The sequence below is a fragment of the Algiphilus sp. genome, assembly GCF_023145115.1.
In the GTDB taxonomy this organism is placed as follows: Bacteria; Pseudomonadota; Gammaproteobacteria; order Nevskiales; family Nevskiaceae; genus Algiphilus.
Window position 1 is genome coordinate 88,934 of sequence record NZ_JAGLEJ010000020.1, and the last position, 14,888, is coordinate 103,821.

General features: G+C 69.7%; 14 protein-coding genes. 9 read left to right on the plus strand and 5 right to left on the minus strand.

The genetic code is table 11. From position 1 onward, the window contains the following. The first annotated feature begins 66 nt into the window (after nt 1–66). Nucleotides 67–1,077 (plus strand): AraC family transcriptional regulator, encoded by a 1,011-nt coding sequence (locus tag KAH28_RS07175; RefSeq protein WP_290575303.1) that lies wholly within the window; start codon nt 67–69, stop codon nt 1,075–1,077. A gap of 16 nt (nt 1,078–1,093) precedes the next feature. Here KAH28_RS07175 and KAH28_RS07180 read toward each other — a convergent pair whose 3' ends face one another. Together KAH28_RS07180 and KAH28_RS07185 are read right to left on the minus strand one after the other, a co-directional pair. Next, the gene (locus KAH28_RS07180) at nt 1,094–2,317 is read right to left on the minus strand and encodes a saccharopine dehydrogenase NADP-binding domain-containing protein (RefSeq protein ID WP_290575304.1); all 1,224 of its coding nucleotides are present in this window, start codon (nt 2,315–2,317) and stop codon (nt 1,094–1,096) included. 45 nt (nt 2,318–2,362) lie between these two features. Next, complete coding sequence (locus tag KAH28_RS07185) at nt 2,363–3,268, minus strand: alpha/beta hydrolase (RefSeq protein ID WP_290575305.1); 906 nt, start codon at nt 3,266–3,268, stop codon at nt 2,363–2,365. Nucleotides 3,269–3,369: 101 nt separating this feature from the next. Between KAH28_RS07185 and KAH28_RS07190 the strand changes: the two genes are divergently transcribed. The 4 genes from KAH28_RS07190 to KAH28_RS07205 all read left to right on the plus strand — a co-directional run bounded on the left by KAH28_RS07190 (nt 3,370) and on the right by KAH28_RS07205 (nt 8,323). Continuing rightward, nucleotides 3,370–4,425, plus strand: coding sequence for a M14 family zinc carboxypeptidase (locus KAH28_RS07190; protein WP_290575306.1), 1,056 nt, complete (start codon nt 3,370–3,372; stop codon nt 4,423–4,425). 26 nt (nt 4,426–4,451) lie between these two features. Further along, nucleotides 4,452–5,126: a glutathione S-transferase gene (locus KAH28_RS07195; protein WP_290575307.1), complete on the plus strand. Its 675-nt coding sequence runs from the start codon at nt 4,452–4,454 to the stop codon at nt 5,124–5,126. A 77-nt stretch (nt 5,127–5,203) separates the two neighbouring features. Continuing rightward, entirely contained in the window at nt 5,204–7,414 is a 2,211-nt protein-coding gene (locus KAH28_RS07200; RefSeq protein ID WP_290575308.1) for a PQQ-dependent dehydrogenase, methanol/ethanol family, read from the plus strand. Nucleotides 7,415–7,477: 63 nt separating this feature from the next. Continuing rightward, complete coding sequence (locus KAH28_RS07205) at nt 7,478–8,323, plus strand: PHP domain-containing protein (RefSeq protein ID WP_290575309.1); 846 nt, start codon at nt 7,478–7,480, stop codon at nt 8,321–8,323. Between the two features lie 61 nt (nt 8,324–8,384). On the opposite strand, the gene KAH28_RS07210 is transcribed toward KAH28_RS07205, so the two are convergent. After that, the gene (locus KAH28_RS07210; RefSeq protein ID WP_290575310.1) at nt 8,385–8,690 is read right to left on the minus strand and encodes a hypothetical protein; all 306 of its coding nucleotides are present in this window, start codon (nt 8,688–8,690) and stop codon (nt 8,385–8,387) included. Between the two features lie 154 nt (nt 8,691–8,844). Between KAH28_RS07210 and KAH28_RS07215 the strand changes: the two genes are divergently transcribed. Beyond that, nucleotides 8,845–10,179: an MFS transporter gene (locus tag KAH28_RS07215; protein ID WP_290575311.1), complete on the plus strand. Its 1,335-nt coding sequence runs from the start codon at nt 8,845–8,847 to the stop codon at nt 10,177–10,179. A gap of 6 nt (nt 10,180–10,185) precedes the next feature. Here the strand turns inward: KAH28_RS07215 and KAH28_RS07220 are convergent, their stop codons facing one another. Together KAH28_RS07220 and mltF are read right to left on the minus strand one after the other, a co-directional pair. Next, nucleotides 10,186–11,583, minus strand: coding sequence for a metallophosphoesterase family protein (locus tag KAH28_RS07220; RefSeq protein ID WP_290575312.1), 1,398 nt, complete (start codon nt 11,581–11,583; stop codon nt 10,186–10,188). A 164-nt stretch (nt 11,584–11,747) separates the two neighbouring features. Beyond that, nucleotides 11,748–13,100: a membrane-bound lytic murein transglycosylase MltF gene (gene mltF / locus KAH28_RS07225; protein ID WP_290575313.1), complete on the minus strand. Its 1,353-nt coding sequence runs from the start codon at nt 13,098–13,100 to the stop codon at nt 11,748–11,750. A gap of 101 nt (nt 13,101–13,201) precedes the next feature. Between mltF and KAH28_RS07230 the strand changes: the two genes are divergently transcribed. The 3 genes from KAH28_RS07230 to KAH28_RS07240 all read left to right on the plus strand — a co-directional run bounded on the left by KAH28_RS07230 (nt 13,202) and on the right by KAH28_RS07240 (nt 14,883). Continuing rightward, nucleotides 13,202–13,645, plus strand: a complete 444-nt coding sequence (locus KAH28_RS07230) for an FxsA family protein (RefSeq protein WP_290575314.1) — start codon at nt 13,202–13,204, stop codon at nt 13,643–13,645. A gap of 91 nt (nt 13,646–13,736) precedes the next feature. Then, nucleotides 13,737–14,483 carry a phosphoadenylyl-sulfate reductase gene (locus KAH28_RS07235; protein WP_290575315.1) on the plus strand — a complete coding sequence of 249 codons (747 nt, stop codon included), beginning with the start codon at nt 13,737–13,739 and terminating at the stop codon, nt 14,481–14,483. Between the two features lie 10 nt (nt 14,484–14,493). Beyond that, on the plus strand, nt 14,494–14,883 hold the full coding sequence (locus KAH28_RS07240) for a S4 domain-containing protein (protein ID WP_290575316.1): 390 nt from the start codon (nt 14,494–14,496) through the stop codon (nt 14,881–14,883). The last annotated feature ends 5 nt before the right edge of the window (nt 14,884–14,888 follow it).

The following is a 14,888-nucleotide window of genomic DNA, read 5'->3' on the forward strand; positions in this document are numbered from 1 at the left end:
GGCACTATGCGCCATCGCGACCGCCGGGGATTGACCCGGCCGGCCCGATTTTTGACACTTTGCGCCATGACCGCTCCGGAGCCGCTGCGCGGCGCGATACCGAACAGCTACGTGCTGCTGCTCTACGACTACCTCGCGGAGCAGGGCATCGATGCGCCGCACGCGCTTGGTGCGCCGGCGCCGTCCGGGCACGCCGAAACCCCGACGCGATTCCCGGTGGCGCGCTGGAAGACCATGCTCGAGCACGCCGCCGGCCGCCTCGACGATCCGCTGCTCGGCCTTCACCTGGGCCGCCGCGTGACGCCCTCGCACTTCGGACTGATGGGCTATGTCCTGCTCGCATGCCCGCATCTGGGCGCGGCGCTGCAGCGGCTGCGCGAGTTCGAGCGCCTGTTCTACGACGTCAGCCCGCTGCGCGTGCGCGCGATCGACCGTCATCTGGTGCTGGAATGGGGTACCGAGAACGGAAGACCGGGTGCGCTGGTCGACGAGACCGCCATCACCGCACTGGTCCAGCTGGCGCGCGACATGACGGGACGCGCCGATCTCGCCGCCGGGCGCATCGACTTCGTCAATCCGCGGCCGCCCGATGTCGCCCCGTACGAGGCCGTGCTCGGATGCGAGGTCCGCTTCGCGCAGGACGCCACCCGCGTTCTGGTGCCCGCATCCTGGCTGAGCCTGCCCCTGCGCAGTCCCGACCCCCATCTGCTGGCGCTGCTGCGCGAGCAGGCCGAACGACAGCTCGCCCACCTGCCGCCGCGCGGCGAGCTCAGCGACCGCATCCGCGCGCTGATCCCCGCCCTGCTGCACGACGGCAACGCCGGCGCCGAGGCGGTCGCCGCCCGCCTGCACCTGTCGACGCGCAGCCTGCACCGGCGTCTGGCGGCCGAGGGCCTGCGCTTCCGGGTCCTGCGCGACGAATGCCTCTACCAGCTTGCCCGCGACCATCTCGCCGACCGCCGGCTTCAGCTGGGCGAGATCGCGCACCTGCTCGGCTATTCCGAGCAGAGCGCCTTCACGCGCGCCTTCCGTCGCTGGAGCGGCTGCAGCCCGCTGCGCTACCGCGCGGGTCTGTGAGCCGGCAGCCGTCGGCTCAGTCGATCACCTCGAAGGTCATGCCGGCGTGCGCCTCCAGGCGCTCGACGAGCGCATCGCCGAGCGCCACGGAAGGCGTGAAGAAGCCGCCGCCCGGGTACTCGCCGATGCCGTCGGCGAGCGCCACCGCGACCTCGCCGATCATCTTGCAGGTCGACCCGTAGCCCGGATCGCGGTCGCCGGTGACACGCAGCTGCAGCGATGCGTCGTCGGCGGTGAGGCCGAACAGGCGGATGTCGAAGAAGCCGCGCTCCTGCGCTTCCGGGGACGGCCCCTCCCCAGGCGCCGGCAGCACGAAGCGCTCCAGCAGCCAGCGCGTCGGCGGCACCGACAGTGCCGCCATGAAGCCACCGAGACCGGCGCCCATGCCGGCAGCGCCCATCCAGCCCCGGACGCCGCCTCCGGTCATCACCGCCTCGTCGTAGCGGAAGTCGGCACCCCAGGCGTGGGCGCGCAGCGCGTGCGAGCGGTGCACCACGCGGGTATTGATGGCGCCCATGATGAAGGGCGCGATCCAGCCACCGGACAGGGCATCGCGCGCCGTCAGGCCGACTTCCGGTTGCTCGGTCGACGGGCGGCCCTCGCGCGGGCAGAGCGCATACGGATCCGCCAGCAGCGCGCGGGTCTCGTCGTCGGCACGGGCCTCGCGCAGCACATTCAGCAGGCTGGCAACGGTGCCGCCGGAGAAGGCGCCGCTCGCCGCCTTCAGCCGCATCCCGACGCGCGTGCAGGGCGCTCCCAGACGCGTGGCCGCTTCGCGCTGCAGCACGTGCACGCCGACATCGGAAGGCACCGAGTCGAAGCCGGCGCAGTGCACGATGCGTGCCCCGCTCCGCGCCGCGGTATCGCCGTGTGCCGCCAGCATGCGCGCCATCCACGGCACTTCGCCGGTGAGGTCGCAGTAGTCGACGCCCTGCTCGGCGCAGAGGCGTACCAGCAGCGATCCGTAGAGCGCATAGGGCCCCACCGTCGACAGCACCACCCGGGTCGCCCCCACCATCGCGCCCAGCGAGACTTCGTCGCCGGAATCCGCCATCACCAGCGGCACGGCGGCCGCGTCCGGGCCGAGCTCGGCACGCACGGCCTCGAGACGCTCGCGCGAGCGGGCGGCCATCGCCCAGCGCAGTTCTCCCTGCGCTCCGTGCCGTGCCAGCAGATGACGGCAGACCAACCGGCCCACGAAGCTGGTGGCACCGAACACAACGATGTCGTAACGCGGCATGACGCGCTCCCCCGGGGTGAGCGCGTCATTGTGCATGGCCGATGCCTAGCGGTGCGGCAGGGTTCGGTCGAGAAACCCGATGGCGCGCTCAAGCGCGGTACCGTCGGTCAGGAAGGCAGCGATGTGACCGCGCAGATGCATGCGGAAGAACTCGGCCGGGACCCCAGCCGCCTGCAGACGCTCGAACAGATCCTCGGCGTGATCCACGGACACCAGCAGATCGCTGCCGCCGTGATAGAGGAAGAACGGTGGTGCCTCGGGGGTGACATGGACCGCCGGTGACGCCAACGCATAGCGATCGGCGACCTCTGCCTGCGTGCCGCCCAGGAACTGCGGCACCAGACGGCCGCCGTCGAACTTGCGCAGGTCGGTGGGCGTTCCCCCGGCGACGACCGCCTGCAGCCGGGTATCCGGACCGCCGTGCGGCGCATCGAGCGCCGGCGTCGCCGGCGCCAGGGCCAGAAGCGCCACCAGATGGGCGCCCGCGGAGTAGCCGAAGCCCGCGATCCGCGCGCTGTCGACACCGAGCTCCCCGGCGTGGGTCCGCAGCCAGCGCACCGCCGCCTGAAGGTCGTGCAGGGGCGCCGGGAAGCGATACGCCGGCGCGAGGCGGTAGGCCACATTCATCACCACGAAGCCGGCCTCGGCCAGCCGCTCGGCAATGCCGCGCATGTCGTCCGGCTCGCCGCCTTCCCAGCCGCCGCCGTGGACCAGCAGTACCGCAGGGCGCGCTCCCGGCGCCTCCGGCCGGTAGAGGTCCGCGTACAGGGTCTCGGGCCAGTCCGGCGGGGTATAGCGGCGCTGGACATCGACGCTGTAGGTGAAACGGTCCGGGGCGGCGGTTGACCGGGCTGCGGGACGGTTGATGTGGGTCGCGCAGGCCGCCAGGGCCAGCGCGACGATCAGGGCGAGCGCAGAGCGTGCGCCGCGGGGGAGCGGGGATCGGGTCATGGGGGTTATACGCGCATGCCGCGCAACGGGATGCAGGCCTGTAACCGCCCCATCAAGCGGCGCCGCTATGATGCGCACACCGGCAAGCAATGGCGAATGCGGTGAAGCACCTGTCCCCGTTGCAGCGCGCGGGGACCCTCCCCGAGCTGCACCACCTCGAGTACCTGCTGGCGCGCGGCGCCCGCCACTTGCGTGCCGACATCGTCGCGCACGTCGACCGCGACGACCTCCCCCTGCACTGCGTCGAGCTCGGCAGCACGGCGCCCGATGCGCCGGCGATCGGCTTCTTCGGAGGCGTGCACGGCGTCGAGCGCATCGGAAGCCAGGTGGTGCTCGCCTTCCTCCAGGGTCTCGTCGAGCGGCTCGACTGGGACGCGGGTCTGCAGGAAACGCTGCAGCACCTGCGGCTGGTCTTCATGCCGCTGGTCAACCCGGGCGGCATGCGGGCCGGCCGGCGCAGCAACCCCGACGGCATCGACCTGATGCGCAATGCGCCGGTGGAAGCCCGCGACCGCACGCCACTGCTGCTCGGCGGACAGCGGCTGTCGACGCACCTGCCGTGGTATCGCGGTGCACGCGATGCCGGCATGGCACCCGAGGCGCGCGCGGTGTGCGATGTGGTCGAATCGCGCCTGCTGAGCCAGCCCTTCGCGCTCAGCCTCGATTGCCACTCCGGCTTCGGTGCCCGCGATCGCCTGTGGTTCCCCTACGCGCACACCCTGGCGCCCATCGAGTGCCTCGCCGAGATCTACGCGCTGCGCTGCCGCTTCCGCGACGCGCATCCGTATCACAGCATCTACCTGATCGAGCCGCAGGCCAACCGCTACACCACGCACGGCGATCTCTGGGACCACCTCTACCTGCGCAGCCGCGAGCGCGCGCATGCACCGCTCTTTCTCCCGCTCACGCTGGAGATGGGGTCCTGGCTCTGGGTGAAGAAGTCGCCTTCGCAGCTGTTCAGTCTGCTCGGCATCTTCAATCCGCTCTCGCCGCACCGGCATCGGCGCATCCTGCGCCAGCACACCACGCTTCTCGAATTCCTGGTGCAGGCGGCGCGCTCCCACCGGCACTGGGTGCCGCGCGGCGAGGCGCGCCGGGACAGCGAACGCGCCGCCCTCGACCACTGGTACGCCGATCGCCCGAAACCGGCACACTGACCGGCGATTCACAACGGGGAGAGAGCATGATCGTCGTCCACCACCTGGAGAACTCGCGCTCGCAGCGCATCCTCTGGCTGCTTGAGGAGCTCGGCGCCGAGTACGAGATCCGCCGCTACAACCGCAACGCCAAGACCATGCTGGCACCGCCCGAGCTGAAGCAGGTCCATCCGCTCGGCAAGTCGCCGTTGATCACCGACGGCGATACCGTCGTGGCCGAGTCCGGCGCCATCGTGGAGTATCTGGTCGAACGCTTCGACGACGGCACCCTCGCGCCGGCACCCGGCACCGCGGAGCACCTCGGCTACCGGCACTGGCTGCACTACGCGGAAGGCTCGATCGCGCCGCTGCTGGTTATGCGCTTGGTCTTCAGCCAGCTGCCCAAGCAGGCACCGCGCCTGATGCGGCCGCTGATGCGCGGCATCGAATCGAACTTCATGACGCGCTTCCTCGGCCCCCAGCTCGATCTGCATCTGGACTACATCGAGTCCAGCCTGTCCGCCACCGGGCACTTCGTGGGCAGCGACTGGAGCGCCGCGGACATCCTGATGAGCTTTCCGCTCGAGGCCGCCGCGGCGCGCGCCACCACGGACGGCGGCAAGGCGCGCCCCGCCATTGCGGACTTCGTGGAACGCGCCCGGGCGCGCCCCGCCTACCAGCGCGCGCTCGACAAGGGCGGGCCCTACGCCCTGCTTTCGTGAACGTCGCTGCAACGGCGTTGCGTTAAAATAAACAGCTGTTCATAAAAGTCGCGGTCAACCGGCTCAGGAGACACTCGATGGCACGTTCCTTCCTTCCGTTGCGGTCTTGCGCGGGCTTCCTGCTGTGCGCCTTCACCGTCGGTGCACCGGCGTCACTGGATGTCGACGGCACGCGCATCATGGCCGCCGACAGTGAGCCGGGGAACTGGATCAGCCACGGCCGCAACTACGCGGAGGAACGGTACAGTCCGCTCGATGCCGTCAACACCGAGACCGTCGACCGTCTGGGCCTGGCCTGGTACACGGATCTCGGCACCAAGCGCGGGCTCGAGGCCACGCCGCTGGTCATCGACGGCATCCTCTACTTCACCGGGACCTACAGCGAGGTCATCGCGGTCGACGGCCGCACCGGCAAGGTGATCTGGCGCAACGACCTGGACGTGGACCGCTCGCGCGCGAAGTACATGTGCTGCGACGTGGTCAATCGCGGCATGGCGGTCTGGAAGGGCCGGCTCTACGTCGGGACCATCGACGGGCGCCTGATCGCGCTCGACCCCGAGGACGGCTCGGTGATCTGGGACAAGCTCACCGTCGATCTCGAGCGGCCCTACAGCATCACCGGCGCCCCGCGCGTGGTGAACGGCAAGGTGCTCATCGGCAACGGCGGCGGCGAGCTCGGCGTACGCGGCTACATCAGCGCCTACGATGCCGAGACCGGCGAGATGCTGTGGCGTTTCTACACCGTGCCGGGCAACCCGGACGAGCCCTTTGAGAACCCCATCCTCGAGAGGGCCGCCGAAACCTGGGGCGGCGGCCCCTGGTGGGAGATCGGCGGCGGCGGCACGGTCTGGGACTCCATGGCCTACGACCCGGAGCTCGACCTGCTGTACATCGGCGTCGGCAACGGCACGCCCTGGAACAAGCACGTGCGCAGCCCGTCGGGCGGCGACAACCTGTTCCTGTCCTCGATCGTGGCGCTGGATCCGAACACCGGCGAATACGTCTGGCACTACCAGACCACCCCCGGCGACGGCTGGGACTACACCGCCACCCAGCACCTGATCCTCGCGGACCTCGAGATCGAGGGCGAGCAGCGCGAAGTGATCATGCAGGCGCCCAAGAACGGCTTCTTCTACGTGCTGGATCGCGCCACCGGCGAGCTGATCTCGGCCGAGAACTACGTGCCGGTGTCGTGGGCCGAGGGCATCGACATGCAGACCGGGCGCCCGATCGAGACCGACAACGACTACAGCGACGGCCCGGTCTACCAGTTCCCCTCGCCCATGGGCGGCCACAACTGGCAGCCGATGTGCTACTCGCGGGACACCGGCTATGTCTACATCCCGGCACGCCAGCTCGCGATGGTGTACCGCGCCGACGCCGATTTCGAGTACGAGCCCGAGTTCTGGAACGTCGGCATGGATGTGATGAAGGACATCACCGTGCCGCCATGGATGGACGCCGAGCTGGTCAGCAAGGTGGGGTCGGCGATGGCAGCGGGCTTCCTGCTCGCCTGGGACCCGATCAAGCAGGAAGCCGTCTGGCGTGCCGATGCCGGCAGTCCGTGGAACAGCGGCGCGCTGTGCACCGGCGGCGGTCTGGTCTTCGACGGCACCGGCCGCGGTCAGGTGCGCGCCATCGATGCCGCCAGCGGCGACATCCTTTGGTCCTTCGACGCCCAGCAGGGGATCATCGGCTCGCCCGTCACGTACACCATCGATGGCGAGCAGTACGTGAGCATCCTGGTCGGCTGGGGCGGCGCCTTCGGCATGTCCTTCGGATTCGCGAGCAACACGCTGGAGGCACCTTCCACGCAGGGTCGCCTGATGACCTTCAAGCTGGACGCGGGCGGCCAGCTGCCGCCGGTGCGCCGCCAGGAGCGCGTACCCGAGCCGCCGGAATCGACGGCGAGCAGCGACACCCTCGATGAAGGCAATGCGCTCTACCATCACTACTGCGTCTACTGCCACGGCCCGCGCGGGATCAGCCACCCCAACATCGCCGATCTGCGCACCATGGACGCCACCACGCACCGGAACTTCCTCGGCATCGTGCTCGGTGGCGCGCAGGCCGACGAGGGCATGCCCGGTTTCGCCGATACGCTCGACGAGGAAGAAGCCATGGCCATCCATGCCTATCTCATCGAGCTCGGTCATCAGGAACTGGACCGGCGCCGCAACGAGGGCACCCTCTGGGGCTCCATCAAGAGCGCCGCCTACAGCTTCGCCGCAACCGTGGTCAGCGGCATCGTCAGCCTGCTCGAGTGGCTCAAGAACGCCGCCGGATGAGGGTCGGCTGACGCCGTGAGCGCGCCGTCACCGGTCCCGGACCCGAAGCGCGATTGCGGGTGGGTGGATCTGCACCTGCACTCGCGCGCCTCCGACGGCGTGCTGAGCCCGACCGCGCTGATGGCGCGGGCGGCCGGCGCCGGGCTGCGCGCGGTCGCCCTCACCGACCACGACACCGTGCGCGGTCTTGCCGAGGCTCGCGCGGCCGCCGAAGCACACGATCTCGCCCTGATCGATGCCAGCGAGCTGTCGTGCACCCTGGCGGGCGAGAACGTTCACGTCGTCGGGCTCGGCATCGACCCGGATACGCCGGCGCTGCTCGATCTGCTGGCGGATATCGCGCGCCGCCGCTCGGCACGCGCCGAACGCATCGCCGAGCGCCTCGCGGCTGCGGGCGTGCGCGATCCGCTCGCGCGCTGCCGCGAGCTGACCGGGCACGACGGCCTCACCCGGACGCACTTCGCGCGGCTGCTGGTGGCCGACGGCGTGGCGCGCGACATGCGCAGCGCGTTCCGTCGCCATCTGGCCGACGGACGCGCGGCGGCCGGGCGCATCGACTGGCCGGATTGCACCGAGGCGGTTGCGGCCATCCACGCCGCCGGCGGCATCGCCGTGCTCGCCCACCCGCTCCGCTACGGGGGCACGCACGCGCGCCGGGAGCGCACCCTGGCCGCCTTCGCGGCCGCCGGTGGCGACGCCGCCGAGATCAGCACCGCGGCGCCGATCGACACCGCCCGCGGTCGCATCGTCGCGGCCTGTCGCCGCCTCGGCCTGGCCGCCAGCGCCGGATCGGACTTCCATGACCCCGATCAGCGCTGGATCCGGCTCGGCGGACTGCCACCGCTGCCACCCGATCTGACGCCGGTGTGGGCGCTGCCGGCCTGGCCGATGCCGATGCCGCCAGCATGAAAAAGGGCGGACGGACCGCGTCGGATCCGCCCGCCCGGGGGCACTACGCCCGAGGGAATGATCAGTTGGTGCTGTCGTCCCCGTCCATGGCGTCTTCCATGCTCTCGCCCATTTCCTCGGCGCCTTCCTCGACGTTCTCTACGCCCTCTTCCATGGCGTCGCCGGTCTCGTCCATGGCGTCCCCCATGCTGTCGCCCATTTCCTCGGCACCGTCGTGCATGTCATCGGTGCTCTCCTCAATGGCGTCACCGGCCTCTTCCATGGTTTCCGACGGCTCGGCGGAATCATCGCCACCACAGGCGGTGAGACCGAAGAGCCCGAGAACCGCAAGCAGAAGAGCGCGCGTGGTAATGGTATGAATCGACATCGTGACCTCCCTCGAATCGTGTTGCGTGGTTGTTCAGCAGTCCGCCGGACGACGGACTGTCCCTTTGCGGGACAAGCGCTAAGCTAGCAGCGCTCGGTGAACCGGTCCTGACCGGACGCCGCACGCTGCCCGCGCCCTATTAGGACCCCTTCCCATGGTCACGCGCAAGCTGGCCCCCGCCCGCGAGATCGTCGGCTGGGGCATGTTCGACTTCGCCAATCAGGCGTACACCCTCCTGATCATCACCGTGATCTACGGCGATCTCTTCACGCGCGTGATCGTGGGTGACGCCCCCGACTACCGCATGGGCAACCTGCTGTGGAGTCTGGCGCTGGCCGCCAGCTCACTGATGGTGGTGGTGGCGGCGCCGATCGCGGGCGCCATCATGGACGCCACGCGCACGCGCAAGCGCTTCCTGTTCGCGAGCTATCTGGGCACCGTCGCCACCACCGCCCTGCTCTTCTTCGTGGAGCCGGGCATGGCCTGGCTGGGCGTGCTGCTCATCGTGCTGTCGAACTTCTTCTACGGCGTCGGCGAGAGCTTCGTGTCCGCCTTCCTCCCCGGTCTCGGCCCGGCGCGCTCGCTGGGCTGGATATCGGGCCTGGGCTGGGGCATGGGCTATGTCGGCGGCCTGGTCAGTACCGCCTTCGCCCTGGCGTTCCTCGGCGAGGTCAGCGTCGAGAACTTCGATACCGTGCGCTGGGTGGGACCGTTCGCGGCGGTCTTCTTCCTGCTGGCGGCGATTCCCACCTTCGCGTTCGTGCGCGAGCGCGGGCGCCGGCGCGCACCGGTGCCCGGCACGTCCTGGCTGGCGCTGGGCACGAGCCGCGTGCGCGCGACCCTGCGCGGGCTCGGCGGTTTCCGCGACCTGAGCCTGTTGATGCTGTCCATCTTCTTCGTGATGGCAGGCATCTACATCGTCATCAGCTTCGCGTTCATCTACGGGGCGCAGGTGATCGGCTGGGACGAGTCGGTGCGCGTGGCGATGTTCGTAACGGTGCAGATCACCGCCACGGTGGGCGCCATCGCGTTCGGCTTCCTGCAGAGCCGGATCGGGGCGAAGGCGGTCTATCTGTCCACGCTCGCGCTGTGGATCGCGGCCATCGTCGCGATCTGGCAGACCCCCACGGTCGCGGCGGTGGCGAACACGCTCTTCGGGGTTGCCTGGGAAGCGCAGTACGTCTTCCTGTTCGCGGGCGTGCTGTCGGGTCTCAGCCTGGGCTCCAGCCAGTCCGCCGGCCGCGCGCTGGTGGGCATGCTGACACCGCGCAGCAAGGCGGCCGAGATGTTCGGCATATGGGGCATGGTCGCGAAGCTCGCCGCGGTGTTCGGGATGGTCGGGCTCGGCATCATCCAGGCCGTGTTCGGTCTCGCCGATGCCATCGTCTTCTGCGTGCTGCTGTTCGCGGCAGCGCTGGTGGTAACGGCCCGCGTCGATACCGACCGCGGCGAGGCCGTCGCCACGCGCTGGCGCGAACCACGGAGCTGATCGCGTTCAGCGGTGCGTGTGGCCGTCCGCCGGGCAATCGCGCCGGTTGCGCGCCAGCGTGTTGCGCCGGATCGCCTCGATGTCGGGCAGCAATTCGGCCGACCCGCGCGGTGACGCCGCGGCCCGGTTGCGGAACACCAGGTTGCGCAGGCCGATGCTGAGCTCGTCGATCAGTTCGAGTCCGCCGGCCCGCTCGTTGGCGGTGTCGTCGACGGCCCAGGTGCGCAGCATGACGCGCTCCGGCTCGACGTCGTACTCGCAGAAGCTGTAGCGGCGTTCCGCGGACGCGGACCATTCACTGATCGGGTCGAAGCCGCGCATGGACTTCCCGCCGGCACCCTGCGTGATCTGGACGTAGCCGTTCTCGGCCGGTCGTCCGTACGCCATCTTGTGCGAGCGCTGATAGATGTGATCGTGCCCGACCACCACCAGATCGACGCCGTAGCGCAGCAGGATCTGCTCCAGGAGCACGACCAGCAGGGGATCGTTGGGGCTGCGCCCTTCCTGGTCGGTCCAGATGGTGAAGTGGTTGAAGAAGACGATGAAGTCGATCTCGCCCGCGGCGCGGCGCAGGGCCGCGCGCGCGAGGTCCTGCTCGAGCCAGAGGATCTCCGCGGGCAGGCGCAGATCCGCCGCGAACGCGCCCCCCGTGGACGCCACGAAGTGCATGCGGCCGTAGTCGAAGCTGTACCAGCCGCGGGCGCCGGGCGGTTCGAAATGGGTCGTGCGCGAGAGATAGCCGCGCCCGTTGGCATCCTTGTTCTCGTGATTGCCGGGACTGGCCATCACCGGGACGGTGGCCATCAGCGGCTGCATCTGCTGGAACCATTCGTCCCACACGGGCTGATCGCCGTCGGCGTACGAAAGGTCGCCGGCGATGATCACGAAATCGGGCTGCACGGTCATGACCCCGTCGCGCACCCAGCCGGCCGGTGCCGTGACCCCGGAGTCCCCGAAGTGGCAGAAGCGGAAGCGATCCGGCGCGGCGGGAGCGGCGGGCAGCACCCGGACGCTCGACCACGCGCCCGGCGCGCCGACGCGGTAGCGCACGGGGAGCGCGGGATCGAGCCCGCTGGCGGTGACGCGGTGAGTCAGGGCATCGACGCCGTGGACCGGATCGACCGTGCCGTCGGTGCGCGCCGGGAAGGGAGCGCCCTGCACCGCTTCCACATCCATGTCCGGCGTCACCGGCCCGTACTCCACCATGCTGCCCGGGTCGGAACCGGTGTCGGTGAACCAGGTGAGCGTGCGGGTGCTGCGCGGATCGGCACTGAAGCTGGCGTGGATGCCGCGCGGCAGCGCCAGTCCGTCTGCGCTGATGCCGCCCGCGTCGTGCGCGGCGCCGTTGACCGCCGCGATCACGTCGCCGCTCTCTCCGCCACCGCCGCCGCCGCAACCCGCCATCAGTCCGGGCAGGACTGCCGTGGCACCGGCAGAAGCGCCGGCGAGAAGGAATTGGCGGCGGCCGAACGGCCCTCCTGCCCCATGCGTCATGGCGGATCCCCGCACCGAAAGGTGGGGGATTGTCGGGACCGCGCGTGACGCTTCCGTGACAGCCGCGCCGCCGGTTACCGCTCTAGTCCGGAGGCGATGACGTCGCGGTAGTTGCGGATGCGCTGGACGTAATGCACCGGCTCGTGACCGCGCGCGTATCCGTACTTCAGTTGTTTGTAGTAGCGCGGCTCGGTGAGCAGCGGAAGCACCTCGCGCATGTGCGCCCAGGAATCCGGATCGCGGCCGAGATCGCGGGCCAGCTTGCGCGCATCCAGCAGATGCGCGCGGCCAACGTTGTAGGCGGCCAGCGCCAGATAGCTGCGGTCCGGCTCGGGGATGGCTTCCGGCAACCGCTCGCGCTGATCGGCGAGATAGCGCGCGCCGCCGTCGATGGCCTGTGCGGGGTCCAGTCGATCCTCCACGCCCAGCGCCTTCGCGGTGCGCCGGGTCAGCATCATGATGCCGCGCACCCCGGTCGGACTCCTGGCCTCCGGATCCCAGTGCGATTCCTGATACGACAGCGCCGCCAGCAGGTCCGGCGCCAGACCGGTGTTGGCCGCAGCCTTCTCGAAGTAGCGGCGGTAGTCCGGCAGCCGAGAGTCGATGCGCCGCTTGAGCGCACGCATGTCGACGAAGTCGAATTCCGGAATGTACTGGTAGTAGCGCTCGTCGATGGTCGCGACCGCCCGTGCGCCGGTCTCGCCGGCCATCCACGCGGCGGCCTCGGCCGCCATCCCCTCGTCCGCGCTGTACCAGCCGAGCTGGCGCGGCACCCCCAGATCGAGCACGACATCGAGTGCCGGAAAGACGCGACGGTTCATCGCCACGATGGTGGAATCGGCCACGGTACAGAACCCGCCGTCCTCGGCGACCCGCTGCAGCAGGCGCTCCGTACCCCGGCTGTCGTCGGTCTCGAAGGCCGGGGCATCGTCGCCGGTCAGCAGTGCTTCCAGGGATTCGGCGTAGGCCGTGCCCTCGCCCACCACGATGCGGAGATCGGCGGGCAGATCATCGACGGCATCGGCGCGGACGCTGCCGCGCTGGCACACGAGCTGCTCGGTGATCCGGTGGTAAATCCCGGCGCCGTGGAAGCGCGCATCCCGGGACGCCGTATGCGTCAGGCCGGCGGCAGCGATGTGGGCATCGCCCTGCTCGAGCGCGGTCAGCACGTCACCGGTCGATATCTCCACCTGCCACGTCACGTCCCATCCCCGCTCCCCGGCGAAGGCCGCGACGAGATCGTGCTCGGGGCCCGATGGGCTGCCGGCAGCGTTCATGACGTACGCGGTCGGCGCGTTGCGCGTCACGACGCGCAGCGTGCCGGTCTCCGACGGCGGGGCCAGGCCAGCCTCGCCGGTACCCCCGCAGGCCGGGAGGCCAACGGTCCCCGCCAGCGACACTGCGAGGCAGAAGATCCTTCGTTGCATGATGCGCGATTCCCCCGTTCAGACACGCCCCGACCCTAGCACCGTGCTATCCCTTGTCCAGCGCTATTGCTACGCTGTTCAACTCGCTGAACGAGGCCCTCATGCCCCTTCTGTTCGTCATCGTCTGGCTTGTGCTGGAGATCCTGCTGACCGCCCGCATCGCCGATGCGATCGGCGGTGGCATGGTACTGCTCTGGTTCCTCGCCACCGTCGCGCTCGGCGTGATCATCATGCGGCGCAGCGGGTGGCGCGCGATCCAGCGCATCCAGACGGCGATGGCGCAGAATGAACTGCCCACGCGCACGCTGCTCGACACCCTGCTCCTGTTCGCGGCCGGCACCCTGCTCATCCTTCCGGGGCCGATATCGGATGCCATCGGGCTCGTGCTTCTCCTGCCCTGGCTGCGCGCGCCCGCCTCGCGAGCCGCCGATGCCGGTGTGCGGCGCGCCCGCCCCGACCTGCGCGAGCCCGTCATCATCGAGGGCGAGTTCGAGGAGGTCGTGGTCCGCGAACGCGTCGACCGGCGCGACCCGCCCGGCGACTGAGCGGGCGCGCCATCATTCCCTGACGGCATAACAATAAAGATATTGCGCCCGTTCGGTTTTAAAGCCGGCGCATATCCCTACAATACGCGGCATGGGATTCGAAGCCATCCAGAGCGTCAGCGACACGCCGACCGTGCATCCGGGCACCGCGGGGGCCGATCCGTCGCGCTCCGCGCCCAGCGAGGCGCGCATCGCGCAGCTCAACGCCGACTATGCGCCGCTCGACTTCCGCGAGCGCCTGCAGCGACTGTACAAGGACTTCGAGCCGGGCCGCGTGCTGGTGACGTCGTCCTTCGCCGCCACCTCGGCGTATTTCCTGCACATCATCCACAGCGTCCGGCCCGAGCAGCGCATCGCCTTCATCGATACCGGGTACCACTTCCCGGAAACGCTGGCCTACAAGGACTACCTGACCGAGCTGTTCGGCCTGGACGTGTTCTCGCTGAGCGCGGAGGACTGGAAGCACCAGTTCACGCGCGACGACAAGACCTACGAGCGCGACCCGGATTTCTGCTGCGCGGTCAACAAGGTCGAGCCGCTGGAGGCGGCCAAGCCGGAGTACGATGTCTGGGTGTCGAGCCTCATGGGCTGGCAGACCGACAATCGCGCCGGCATGGAGATATTCGAGTGGCGCCGCGGGATCCTCAAGTTCAACCCGATGATCGACGTCACGCGCGAGGAGCGCGACGCCTACATCGCCGAGCACGACCTGCCCTTCCATCCGCTGGTGGCGGAGGGTTATCAGTCGATCGGCTGCGTGCACTGCACCGTCAAGGGCGAAGGACGCGCCGGACGCTGGCAGGGCAAGGCCAAGACGGAGTGCGGGCTGCACCTCTGACCGCGACATCATGAGCGACGGTGACGACGGCGGCAGCGTCCGCCTCGACAAGTGGCTCTGGGCCGCGCGCTTCTTCAAGACCCGCTCGATGGCGCGGGCGGCCATCGAGGCGGGTCATGTGCGCTACGACGACGAGCGCCCCAAGGTCGGCAAGCAGGTGCGCAGCGGAGCCCGCCTGCGCATACGGCGCGGCAACGAAACCTTCGAGATCGTGGTGCGCGGCCTGTCTGATCAGCGTCGCGGCGCCCCGGAGGCCCAGCAGCTCTACGAGGAGCTCGCCGAGAGCGCGGCGGCACGCGAACAGGAGCGCCTCGACCGCCGGGCACGCCGGGCCCCGACACCGACGGGCCGGCCGGACAAGAAGCAGCGCCGCGCCCTGCAGAATCTCAAGGGCCGATGAGCAAC

Excerpts from the sequence above, each read along its gene's own strand:
- KAH28_RS07175 (WP_290575303.1), top strand. The coding sequence starts at position 67 with ATGACCGCTCCGGAGCCGCTGCGCGGCGCGATACCGAACAGCTACGTG.
- KAH28_RS07180 (WP_290575304.1), bottom strand. The coding sequence starts at position 2,317 with ATGCCGCGTTACGACATCGTTGTGTTCGGTGCCACCAGCTTCGTGGGC.
- KAH28_RS07185 (WP_290575305.1), bottom strand. The coding sequence starts at position 3,268 with ATGACCCGATCCCCGCTCCCCCGCGGCGCACGCTCTGCGCTCGCCCTG.
- KAH28_RS07195 (WP_290575307.1), top strand. The coding sequence starts at position 4,452 with ATGATCGTCGTCCACCACCTGGAGAACTCGCGCTCGCAGCGCATCCTC.
- KAH28_RS07200 (WP_290575308.1), top strand. The coding sequence starts at position 5,204 with ATGGCACGTTCCTTCCTTCCGTTGCGGTCTTGCGCGGGCTTCCTGCTG.
- KAH28_RS07210 (WP_290575310.1), bottom strand. The coding sequence starts at position 8,690 with ATGTCGATTCATACCATTACCACGCGCGCTCTTCTGCTTGCGGTTCTC.
- KAH28_RS07215 (WP_290575311.1), top strand. The coding sequence starts at position 8,845 with ATGGTCACGCGCAAGCTGGCCCCCGCCCGCGAGATCGTCGGCTGGGGC.
- KAH28_RS07220 (WP_290575312.1), bottom strand. The coding sequence starts at position 11,583 with ATGGCGGGTTGCGGCGGCGGCGGTGGCGGAGAGAGCGGCGACGTGATC.
- mltF (WP_290575313.1), bottom strand. The coding sequence starts at position 13,100 with ATGCAACGAAGGATCTTCTGCCTCGCAGTGTCGCTGGCGGGGACCGTT.
- KAH28_RS07230 (WP_290575314.1), top strand. The coding sequence starts at position 13,202 with ATGCCCCTTCTGTTCGTCATCGTCTGGCTTGTGCTGGAGATCCTGCTG.
- KAH28_RS07235 (WP_290575315.1), top strand. The coding sequence starts at position 13,737 with ATGGGATTCGAAGCCATCCAGAGCGTCAGCGACACGCCGACCGTGCAT.
- KAH28_RS07240 (WP_290575316.1), top strand. The coding sequence starts at position 14,494 with ATGAGCGACGGTGACGACGGCGGCAGCGTCCGCCTCGACAAGTGGCTC.